10 protein-coding genes are annotated in these 9,923 nt (G+C 52.3%); 8 read left to right on the forward strand and 2 right to left on the reverse strand.

Going from position 1 to position 9,923, the window contains the following annotated elements; genetic code table 11:
* Positions 1-41 precede the first annotated feature (41 nt).
* From zipA to ACLD3P_RS14135, 3 genes are all read left to right on the forward strand, one after another.
* Positions 42-1,028, forward strand: a complete 987-nt coding sequence (zipA, locus tag ACLD3P_RS14125) for a cell division protein ZipA (protein ID WP_000983114.1) — start codon at positions 42-44, stop codon at positions 1,026-1,028.
* A gap of 71 nt (positions 1,029-1,099) precedes the next feature.
* On the forward strand, positions 1,100-3,115 hold the full coding sequence (gene ligA / locus ACLD3P_RS14130; RefSeq protein WP_411006379.1) for an NAD-dependent DNA ligase LigA: 2,016 nt from the start codon (positions 1,100-1,102) through the stop codon (positions 3,113-3,115).
* A gap of 1 nt (position 3,116) precedes the next feature.
* Complete coding sequence (locus tag ACLD3P_RS14135) at positions 3,117-3,335, forward strand: DUF3820 family protein (protein ID WP_001519708.1); 219 nt, start codon at positions 3,117-3,119, stop codon at positions 3,333-3,335.
* Here the strand turns inward: ACLD3P_RS14135 and ACLD3P_RS14140 are convergent.
* Positions 3,332-4,330, reverse strand: coding sequence for a bile acid:sodium symporter family protein (locus tag ACLD3P_RS14140; RefSeq protein ID WP_411006378.1), 999 nt, complete (start codon positions 4,328-4,330; stop codon positions 3,332-3,334). The two genes, ACLD3P_RS14135 and ACLD3P_RS14140, sit on opposite strands and share 4 nt — an antisense overlap.
* Before the next feature lie 89 nt (positions 4,331-4,419).
* Here ACLD3P_RS14140 and ACLD3P_RS14145 point away from each other — a divergent pair, with 89 nt between their 5' ends.
* Positions 4,420-5,346: a LysR family transcriptional regulator gene (locus tag ACLD3P_RS14145; RefSeq protein WP_001109835.1), complete on the forward strand. Its 927-nt coding sequence runs from the start codon at positions 4,420-4,422 to the stop codon at positions 5,344-5,346.
* A 61-nt stretch (positions 5,347-5,407) separates the two neighbouring features.
* Here the strand turns inward: ACLD3P_RS14145 and ACLD3P_RS14150 are convergent, their stop codons facing one another.
* Positions 5,408-6,169, reverse strand: coding sequence for an outer membrane protein (locus ACLD3P_RS14150; protein WP_000722926.1), 762 nt, complete (start codon positions 6,167-6,169; stop codon positions 5,408-5,410).
* Between the two features lie 255 nt (positions 6,170-6,424).
* Here ACLD3P_RS14150 and xapA point away from each other — a divergent pair, with 255 nt between their 5' ends.
* Genes xapA through ACLD3P_RS14170 form a run of 4 tightly spaced genes read left to right on the forward strand, consistent with a single transcriptional unit; the run spans position 6,425 to position 9,722 of the window.
* Positions 6,425-7,258 carry a xanthosine phosphorylase gene (xapA, locus tag ACLD3P_RS14155; protein WP_001119755.1) on the forward strand — a complete coding sequence of 278 codons (834 nt, stop codon included), beginning with the start codon at positions 6,425-6,427 and terminating at the stop codon, positions 7,256-7,258.
* 54 nt (positions 7,259-7,312) lie between these two features.
* Positions 7,313-8,569 (forward strand): nucleoside permease, encoded by a 1,257-nt coding sequence (locus tag ACLD3P_RS14160; protein ID WP_079981416.1) that lies wholly within the window; start codon positions 7,313-7,315, stop codon positions 8,567-8,569.
* 58 nt (positions 8,570-8,627) lie between these two features.
* Entirely contained in the window at positions 8,628-8,786 is a 159-nt protein-coding gene (locus ACLD3P_RS14165; RefSeq protein ID WP_000658727.1) for a XapX domain-containing protein, read from the forward strand.
* Between the two features lie 51 nt (positions 8,787-8,837).
* A complete protein-coding gene (locus ACLD3P_RS14170; RefSeq protein ID WP_000438884.1) occupies positions 8,838-9,722 on the forward strand; it encodes a LysR family transcriptional regulator in 885 nt (294 codons plus the stop codon).
* The last annotated feature ends 201 nt before the right edge of the window (positions 9,723-9,923 follow it).

Below are 9,923 nucleotides of genomic sequence, written 5' to 3' on the forward strand. Positions count from 1 at the left end.
GTTTGCCGTGGTGGCAAGGTGTTAGAACAACAGAGAATATAATGATGCAGGATTTGCGTCTGATATTAATCATTGTTGGCGCGATCGCCATAATCGCTTTACTGGTACATGGTTTCTGGACCAGCCGTAAAGAACGATCTTCTATGTTCCGCGATCGTCCACTGAAACGCATGAAATCGAAACGCGACGACGACTCGTATGACGACGATGTCGAAGAAGACGAAGGCGTGGGTGAAGTTCGTGTTCACCGCGTGAATCATGCCCCCGGCCAGCCGCAGGAGCATGATGCCCCTCGTCAGTCGCCGCAACACCAGTACCAGCCGCCTTATGCGTCTGCGCAACCGCGTCCAGCGGCGCCGCCGCAGCCGCAAGCGCCGATGCAACAGCCGGTTCAGCAACCGGTCCAACCTGCGCCTCAGCCTCAGCAGGTTCAGCCATCTGCGCCGCCGGTACAGCCGCCGCAACAGCAGCCTGCACCGCCGTCGCAAGCGCCGCAGCCTGTTGCGCAGCCCGCGCCGCCGCCATCAGCGCAAACCTTCCAGCCTGCGGAACCTGTGGTTGAGGCAGAACCGGTAGTGGAAGAAGCGCCGGTTGTGGAAAAACCGCAGCGTAAAGAGGCGGTCATCATTATGAACGTCGCGGCCCATCATGGCAGCGAGCTTAATGGTGAAGTGTTACTGAACAGTATTCAGCAGTCAGGCTTTAAATTTGGCGATATGAATATTTTCCATCGTCATTTGAGCCCGGACGGCAGCGGCCCGGCCTTGTTCAGTCTCGCGAATATGGTCAATCCGGGAACGTTCGATCCTGAAATGACGGACTTCACTACGCCTGGCGTCACTATCTTTATGCAGGTACCGTCTTACGGCGATGCGCTGCAGAACTTCAAGCTGATGCTGCAATCCGCGCAGCATATCGCTGATGAGGTCGGCGGCGTCGTGCTGGATGACCAGCGTCGGATGATGACGCCGCAGAAACTGCGCGAATATCAGGACCGCATCCGCGAGGTGATGGACGCTAACGCCTGAGGTTAACGCAGGTGTGACATTTTTAACGTAACCCCCGCCTGTCGGGGGTTTTTTATCATTGATGGTGTGATATGGAACCAATCGAACAACAACTGACAGAACTGCGAACCACGCTTCGCCATCATGAATATCTGTATCATGTGATGGATGCGCCGGAGATTCCCGACGCCGAATATGACCGCCTGATGCGGGAACTGCGAAAGCTGGAGGCGCAACGTCCGGACCTTATCACGCCGGATTCGCCCACGCAGCGCGTTGGCGCGGCGCCGCTGACGGCATTCAACCAGATTCGCCATGAAGTACCGATGCTGTCGCTCGATAACGTATTTGATGAAGAAAGCTTCCTGGCGTTTAACAAGCGAGTGCAGGATCGTCTAAAAAGCACGGAAAATGTCATCTGGTGCTGCGAGCTAAAACTGGATGGCCTGGCGGTCAGCATTCTGTATGAAAACGGCGTGCTGGTGAGCGCTGCGACGCGTGGCGACGGCACCACCGGTGAAGATATCACTTCAAACGTGCGCACGATTCGCGCCATTCCTTTAAAGCTGCATGGCGATAACATTCCGGCGCGTCTTGAAGTTCGCGGAGAGGTATTTTTACCGCAGGCCGGGTTCGAAAAGATCAATGAAGACGCGCGCCGTACTGGCGGCAAAGTGTTTGCTAACCCGCGTAACGCGGCGGCGGGCTCGCTGCGTCAGCTCGATCCGCGTATTACGGCGAAGCGACCGCTAACATTTTTCTGCTACGGCGTCGGTATTCTGGAAGGCGGCGAGTTGCCGGATACGCATCTGGGGCGTTTGCTGCAATTTAAAGCGTGGGGGTTACCGGTCAGCGATCGCGTGACGCTGTGCGATTCTCCCCAGGCGGTACTGGATTTTTATCACAACGTCGAAAAAGATCGCCCCACGCTCGGTTTTGATATCGACGGCGTGGTGATTAAGGTCAACTCGCTGGCTTTGCAGGAACAGCTGGGCTTTGTGGCCCGCGCGCCGCGCTGGGCGGTGGCGTTTAAATTTCCTGCTCAGGAGCAGATGACTTTTGTGCGCGACGTTGAGTTTCAGGTAGGGCGCACCGGGGCGATTACGCCGGTAGCGCGTCTGGAACCGGTTCAGGTGGCTGGTGTGCTGGTCAGCAATGCCACGTTGCATAATGCCGATGAAATTGAACGGCTTGGCTTGCGTATTGGCGATAAGGTGGTTATCCGTCGGGCAGGCGATGTGATCCCTCAGGTGGTCAACGTGGTTCTGTCCGAACGCCCTGAAGAGACGCGTCCGATTGTGTTTCCAACGCACTGTCCGGTGTGCGGATCGGACGTAGAGCGCGTCGAAGGCGAAGCCGTTACCCGTTGTACCGGCGGGCTGATTTGCGGCGCGCAGCGTAAAGAGTCGCTGAAACATTTTGTGTCGCGCCGGGCGATGGATGTAGACGGGATGGGCGATAAGATCATCGACCAACTGGTGGAAAGGGAGTATGTCCATACGCCAGCGGATCTGTTCCGTCTGACGGCGGGTAAACTGACCGGCCTGGACCGAATGGGGCCAAAGTCCGCGCAAAATGTTGTTAACGCGCTGGAAAAAGCCAAAGCGACGACCTTTGCGCGTTTTCTCTATGCGCTGGGCATCCGTGAAGTGGGTGAAGCGACGGCGGCGGGGCTGGCGGCTTATTTCGGCACGCTGGAGGCGCTGCAGGCCGCCACCATTGACGAGTTGCAGAAAGTACCTGACGTGGGGATTGTGGTCGCTACGCACGTCTTTAACTTTTTTGCCGAAGAGAGTAATCGTGACGTGATTGGGCAGCTACTGGCGGAAGGGGTTCACTGGCCCGCGCCGGTAGTCATTAATGTGCAAGAGATTGATAGCCCGTTTGCCGGTAAAACCGTGGTACTAACCGGTAGCCTGAGCCAGATGTCCCGCGATGACGCTAAAGCGCGTTTAGTGGCGCTGGGCGCGAAAGTGGCAGGCAGCGTATCGAAGAAAACCGATCTGGTGATTGCCGGTGAAGCGGCGGGTTCCAAACTGGCCAAAGCGCAGGAACTGGGTATTACCGTGATTGATGAAGCGGAAATGATCCGCTTACTGGGTGCCTGAGATGGAAAAAGAGCAGCTGGTTGAAATCGCCAACACCGTGATGCCGTTCGGCAAATATCAGGGACGTCGATTGATCGACCTTCCGGAAGAGTATTTGCTGTGGTTTGCCCGTAAAGATCAATTTCCGGCGGGTAAACTGGGGGAGTTGATGCAAATCACGCTGCTGATTAAAACCGAGGGGCTGACGCAACTGGTACAGCCCCTGAAACGCCCGCTTTAAGCTTTCGCGGCGCGGCTTTCCTGCTGCGCCTGTAACATCTCGGTCTGGCGTTTGTAGCGCCGCGCCAGCCCTGCGCAGACCATCAGTTGGATCTGGTGGAAGATCATCAGCGGTAATACCATCATACCCAGCACTGACGTCGGAAAAAGAATATTGGCCATCGGGATCCCGTTGGCCAGGCTTTTTTTCGAACCGCAGAAAACAATAGTGATTTCGTCGGCTTTATTGAAGCCGCATTTACGGGCGACAAAGACGTTAATAGCGATGACGATCGCCAACAGTATGAGGCTGACCACGACGATAAACAGCAGCGATCCCCAGCCGACTTTGTGCCAGATGCCGTTGACCACCGCTTCGCTGAACGCCGAGTAGACCACCAGCAGAATAGAGGTCTGATCCGTTTTCGCGATCCACTTTTTGTTGCGCGCGACCCAGTTGCCGATCCACGGGCGAGACAGGTGTCCCAGCACAAAAGGCAGCAGCAGTTGCAGCATAATTTTGCCCACCTCTTCCAGACTGCCCTGCGCGCCATGAATATTCATTACCAGACCGACCAGCAGCGGCGACAGGAAAATGCCCAGCAGACTGGACGCAGACGCTGAGCACACCGCGGCCGCGACGTTACCGCCCGCGAGTGAAGTAAACGCAATCGCAGACTGCACGGTGGCGGGCAAAATACACAGATACAGAAAGCCGCTGTAGAGCATAGGGTCGACATTGACAGGCGCCCACCAGGCAAACAGTACGCCGAGGACAGGGAAGAGCACAAAAGTGCTGCACATGACCCACAGATGCAACCGCCAGTGGCTGCCGCCAGCGATGATCGCTTCACGCGAAAGCTTCGCGCCATGCATAAAAAACAGCAGAGCGATGGCCGCTGTCGTAATGCCTTCAACGACAGGCACAAAGCTGCCTTCCGCCGGGAAAAAAGAGGCCAGTAGTACCACGGTGATAAGTGTCAGCGTGAAAGGGTCAAGGATACGAAAAAGTTTCATAAAAACTCCTGAAAGTCGGTGCAGCTATTTTGCGTTTTTCGCTTTGAGAAATAAAATTGATTTATTGCATCTATATATGAATCTAGTCGATGAATTATTCACTGCGTCAGCTGCGTATTTTTATTACCGTCGCCCAGGCCAAAAGTTTCAGTCGGGCAGGGGACAGGATTGGACTGAGCCAGTCTGCGGTCAGTCATAGCGTAAAAGAGCTGGAGCGGCAAACCGGCGTCAGACTGCTGGATCGCACTACGCGTGAGGTGGTGCTGACCGAGGCGGGGCAACAACTGGCGACGCGTCTGGAGCGGGTGCTTGATGAACTGAACAGCATACTGCGCGATGCAGGCAGAGTAGGGACACAATTAACCGGCACCGTGCGCGTTGCCGCGAGCCAAACCATTTCTGCGCATCTTATTCCGCAATGCATTGCCCAAAGTAATTCACTTTATCCCGCTATTGATTTTGTATTGCACGATCGTCCGCAGCAGTGGGTGCTGGAGAGTATCCGCCAGGGAGAAGTGGATTTTGGCATCGTTATCGATCCTGGCGCAGCGGTGGATTTACAGTGTGAAGCCATCTTATCAGAGCCTTTTTTACTGTTGTGTCGCCAGGATCATCCGCTGGCGCATCAGGAATGGGTAAGCTGGCAGGATCTTAAACAGGCGTCGCTGGTCTTACAGGATTATGCTTCCGGCAGTCGACCGCTGATTGATGCGGCGCTGGCCCACTTTTCGATTGATGCCAATATTGTTCAGGAGATTGGTCACCCGGCCACGCTTTTTCCAATGGTGGAAGCGGGAATCGGCATCAGCGTGCTGCCCGCGCTGGCGTTACCGCTCCCGCAGGGCAGCCACTTACAGGTTAAACGGCTGACGCCCGTAGTTGAAAGGCAGCTCATGCTGGCGCGGCGAAAAAACCGATCGCTCTCCACGGCGGCGCAGGCGTTGTGGGACGTGGTGCGTACCCAGGCCAGCGAATTAACCGCCGCGAGGGCGAAAGATCCGCTGTATCAGCTATAAATATCTATCTGTCCGTGCGTGAGGTGCGGTCTTGCCCTGCCATTTTTGACAGGGCAGTGTGTTAAAACAGGTATTTGATGGAATAAATAATGCCATCCTGCAGGAAGGATTCTCCTAACTTATTATCAGCGTAACGATATTGTACTCCTGCGGTCAGGTGAGGAGTCGCATTCCACCACAGCGCTACTGCGCCATTAATGCCATCTTTCCCGCCATTGCCCGCAGCGTAGGACGCATCGCGGTCAAACTCGTACTCATTCCAGTTCGTTACGCTGAATTTCTCACTACCCAACGAGAAGCTATAGCCGGCAACCCAACCCAGCACATAACCATTATCGCCTGTGTAGTAGGTCTGATCGGTATAACGTTTGGCAAAGAAGGGTTTAAACCAGTAACCGTTACCTGTGAAGTTATAGCCTAAACCATAGAGAAACATGTCATCATGGAAATTAGCGCGATGAGGTGAACCGTACGTCCCGTAGGCATGGAGATAGAGGTTTAATCCTGTATCGCCCAGATAAATACGGTTGGTATTTTTAAAGGTGTAACGCTGTTCGCTGCCTGGTTTAGCGTGGCGGCCATTGTAAAAATTTTCCCAGTCGAAGAACCCGTACATTTCTCCCCAGCTAAAATTCGCTCCGCCTTCCAGTTCCAGGTACCCAAAATCATCTTTATGGGATTTTTTACTGGTTTTTTCCGTGGTGTCTGATGTCCAGTCGAGGTAATGGAGGCCGATATCGGCGAACCCGCCTTTAAATTCCGCATGGGTGAGTGCGGGAATAATGAGTAAAGAAGAAAGCGTCAGAGTAAGAATTTTTTTCATAGCATATTTCCCTATGCCGATAATTATTAATGGGTTAATTAAAAAGAGGCAATTTATAAATATGAAAGCGGCATATTGTTAATATGAAGTGCAAGCAAAAACCAATACTGTTTTCCCTCTGTATTAATACAGAAGCGATCTAAATCTATCGATATTAAATGGCTATTGATGACACGTGAAAAGTGTATTGGTCAGCAAGGGGCGATGGTCGTTATAAAAAGGAGTCAAATTAAATCCGATAGAACAAGGAAACTTATGCCTCACGCTCTTTTTTCTCATAATCCTGAGTATTGTGTTGATATTATTCATGCACATAAACCGGCATTTACCCCGCGCGTCGCGTTTATTTTAGGCTCCGGGTTGGGTGCTCTGGCGGATCAAATCGAAGATGCGGTAGCCATTTCTTACGAGAAATTGCCGGGATTTCCCGTCAGCACCGTACACGGCCATGCTGGTGAACTGGTGCTCGGCCATCTGGCGGGGGTTCCGGTGGCCTGTATGAAAGGCCGCGGGCATTTTTATGAAGGGCGTGGAATGGCGGTGATGACCGATGCCATTCGCACGTTGAAATTACTGGGCTGTGAAGTGTTGTTCTGCACCAATGCGGCAGGATCTCTGCGTCCGGAAGTGGGGCCGGGTAGCCTGGTTGCGCTTAGTGATCACATTAATACGATGCCCGGTACGCCGATGGTGGGGCCAAACGATGATCGTTATGGCGATCGCTTCTTCTCGCTGGCTAATGCTTATGACGCAGATTATCGCGCCATGCTTCAGTCCGTTGCGGCAGAGGAGGGATTCCCCCTCACTGAAGGCGTATTTGTTTCTTATCCGGGTCCGAACTTCGAAACGGCGGCAGAAATCCGCATGATGCAGATTATTGGCGGCGATGTGGTCGGAATGTCCGTTGTCCCTGAGGTGATTAGCGCACGTCATTGTGGTCTCAAAGTTGTTGCTGTCTCAGCGATCACCAATCTGGCGGAAGGGCTGGGCGATGTAAAACTCTCCCATGCGCAAACGCTGGCTGCGGCTGAACTTTCCCGGCAGAACTTTATAAATCTGATTTGCGGCTTTTTACGTAAGCTGGCCTAAACACAATGACTACGGCCCCGTATTGGGGCTTTATCTCACGGCAAGGAATAAAAAATGGGTATTACGTCCCGCTTAAAAGTCATGTCGTTCTTGCAATATTTTATCTGGGGGAGCTGGCTGGTTACCCTGGGCTCTTACATGATCAATACACTGGATTTTACCGGCGCGAATGTTGGTATGGTCTACAGCTCAAAAGGGCTGGCAGCGATTATCATGCCGGGCATTATGGGGATCATTGCTGATAAATGGCTGCGCGCTGAGCGAGCCTATATGCTTTGCCATCTGGTTTGCGCGGGGGCGTTATTGTACGCCACCACCGTTACCGATCCCCAGACGATGTTCTGGGTGATGTTGGTTAATGCGATGGCGTATATGCCAACGATTGCATTATCCAATAGCGTTTCGTACTCCTGTCTGGCGAAAGCAGGTCAGGATCCGGTAACGTCATTTCCGCCTGTGCGCGTTTTCGGCACAATAGGTTTTATTGTTGCGATGTGGACGGTGAGCCTGATGGGGCTGGAACTGAGCAATGCGCAATTATACATCGCTTCTGGCGCATCGTTATTGCTGGCCCTGTATGCGCTGACGTTACCGAAAATTCCGGTAGCCGAGAAGAAGGCGAACACCACGCTTGCCAGTAAGCTCGGACTGGATGCTTTTGTTCTGTTTAAAAATCCACGCATGGCAATCTTCTTTTTGTTTGCGATGATGTTGGGGGCGGTGCTGCAAATTACCAATGTCTTCGGTAATCCGTTCCTGCATGATTTTGCCCGTAATCCTGAGTTTGCCGACAGCTTTGTGGTGAAGTATCCCTCTATCTTGCTTTCAGTTTCGCAGATGGCGGAAGTGGGCTTTATCCTCACCATTCCGTTCTTCCTTAAACGCTTTGGTATTAAAACGGTAATGCTGATGAGCATGCTGGCGTGGACGCTGCGTTTCGGCTTCTTTGCCTTTGGCGATCCATCCCCGTTTGGCTTTGTGCTATTGCTGCTGTCGATGATTGTTTATGGCTGCGCATTTGATTTCTTCAACATCTCAGGGTCGGTATTTGTAGAGCAGGAAGTGGACTCAAGTATTCGCGCCAGCGCGCAGGGGCTGTTTATGACCATGGTTAACGGCGTGGGGGCGTGGATTGGGTCTCTTTTAAGCGGTATGGCCGTGGATTATTTTTCTATTGATGGCGTAAAAGATTGGCAAACCATCTGGCTGGTCTTTGCCGCCTACGCTCTGGCATTGGCCGTTATTTTTGCATTGTTCTTTAAATATCAGCACCATCCAGAAAAATTGTTGACCAAATCATTAGCACATTAATTTTATTTGACTGGCGAGAGGATGTTCGCCAGTCCATTTTTATGAACAAGGACACAGCATGAAAGAAATTATTCTCTCCTCCGGTATTGGATTTGGTATTGGCGCATTTTTTACTTTATGCCGAATACCTATTCCTGCACCAAATGTTTTACCCGGGGTGTTATCTATTGTATTTATGTATATTGGGTATCTTGTCGTTAAATCTATTTTTTACTAGGTAATATGGTAAATTCCAGACGTTATCCCTTATTGCTGGAGTGCGATAGTGATGGAACGAGCCCATCGTATTGATCTAAAGCTATTACGTTATTTCCTCGCTGTTGCAGAAGAATTGCATTTTGGCCGGGCTGCTGCCCGGTTAAATATGTCACAACCTCCCTTGAGTATCCATATCAAAGAACTTGAACAGCAACTGGGTACATTGTTGTTTATTCGTCATTCCCGCAGCGTTGCATTAACCCATGCCGGGAAAGTTTTAATGGAGGAGTCACGTCGCTTGTTAGCCAATGCAAATCAGGCGCTGGCGCGAGTGGAGCAGATTGGTCGCGGTGAAGCGGGGCGCATTGAACTGGGTGTGGTTGGTACGGCGCTGTGGGGAAGAATGCGTCCTGCGATGCGTCACTTTTTGAAAGCAAACCCCAATGTTGAAGTACTTTTTCGCGAAAAGTCTCCAGGTATGCAAATGGCGTTGTTAGAGCGTCGGGAACTTGATGCAGGGATCTGGCGTATGGCTATCGAACCGGCAGTCGGTTTTACCAGCATACGTTTGCATGAATCTGCATTCATGGTTGCAGTTCCGGAAGATCACGATCTGGCATCCAGAGATTCTGTGCCGCTGGCGGCGTTGCGCAATGAATATTTTGTTACGTTGCCTTCCGTACATTCTGATTGGGGATTTTTACAACGTGTATGCCAACAGGCGGGTTTCTCGCCAATGATTATTCGGGAAGTGGTTGAGCCGCAAACGGTGTTGGCGATGATCAGTATGGGGATCGGGATTACGTTGATGGCTGATGGCTATGCGCAAATGAGCTGGCCGGGTGTGGTGTTCCGTCCGTTAGAGGAACGTATTCCGGCGGATTTGTATATTGTGTATGACCAGCAGCAGGCAACGCCAGCACTGGAGAAACTGGTGGCGGCGTTGACGGTATGATGTCTGCGCCGGATGGCGACTAACGTCTTATCCGGCCTACGCGGCGGTGTTGTCTGTAGGCCTGATAAGCGCAGCGCATCAGGCAAGACCCGAACATATCGCAGATAGCAAAAAAGCGCCTTTAGGGCGCTTTTTTACATTGGTGGGTCGTGCAGGATTCGAACCTGCGACCAATTGATTAAAAGTCAACTGCTCTACCAA

The organism is Salmonella sp. 741265073_HBA, assembly GCF_046569105.1.
Taxonomy (GTDB): Bacteria; Pseudomonadota; Gammaproteobacteria; order Enterobacterales; family Enterobacteriaceae; genus Salmonella; species Salmonella enterica.

Coding starts and splice junctions, on each gene's coding strand:
- zipA (WP_000983114.1), top strand. CDS start 42: ATGATGCAGGATTTGCGTCTGATATTAATCATTGTTGGCGCGATCGCC.
- ligA (WP_411006379.1), top strand. CDS start 1,100: ATGGAACCAATCGAACAACAACTGACAGAACTGCGAACCACGCTTCGC.
- ACLD3P_RS14135 (WP_001519708.1), top strand. CDS start 3,117: ATGGAAAAAGAGCAGCTGGTTGAAATCGCCAACACCGTGATGCCGTTC.
- ACLD3P_RS14140 (WP_411006378.1), bottom strand. CDS start 4,330: ATGAAACTTTTTCGTATCCTTGACCCTTTCACGCTGACACTTATCACC.
- ACLD3P_RS14145 (WP_001109835.1), top strand. CDS start 4,420: ATGAATTATTCACTGCGTCAGCTGCGTATTTTTATTACCGTCGCCCAG.
- ACLD3P_RS14150 (WP_000722926.1), bottom strand. CDS start 6,169: ATGAAAAAAATTCTTACTCTGACGCTTTCTTCTTTACTCATTATTCCC.
- xapA (WP_001119755.1), top strand. CDS start 6,425: ATGCCTCACGCTCTTTTTTCTCATAATCCTGAGTATTGTGTTGATATT.
- ACLD3P_RS14160 (WP_079981416.1), top strand. CDS start 7,313: ATGGGTATTACGTCCCGCTTAAAAGTCATGTCGTTCTTGCAATATTTT.
- ACLD3P_RS14165 (WP_000658727.1), top strand. CDS start 8,628: ATGAAAGAAATTATTCTCTCCTCCGGTATTGGATTTGGTATTGGCGCA.
- ACLD3P_RS14170 (WP_000438884.1), top strand. CDS start 8,838: ATGGAACGAGCCCATCGTATTGATCTAAAGCTATTACGTTATTTCCTC.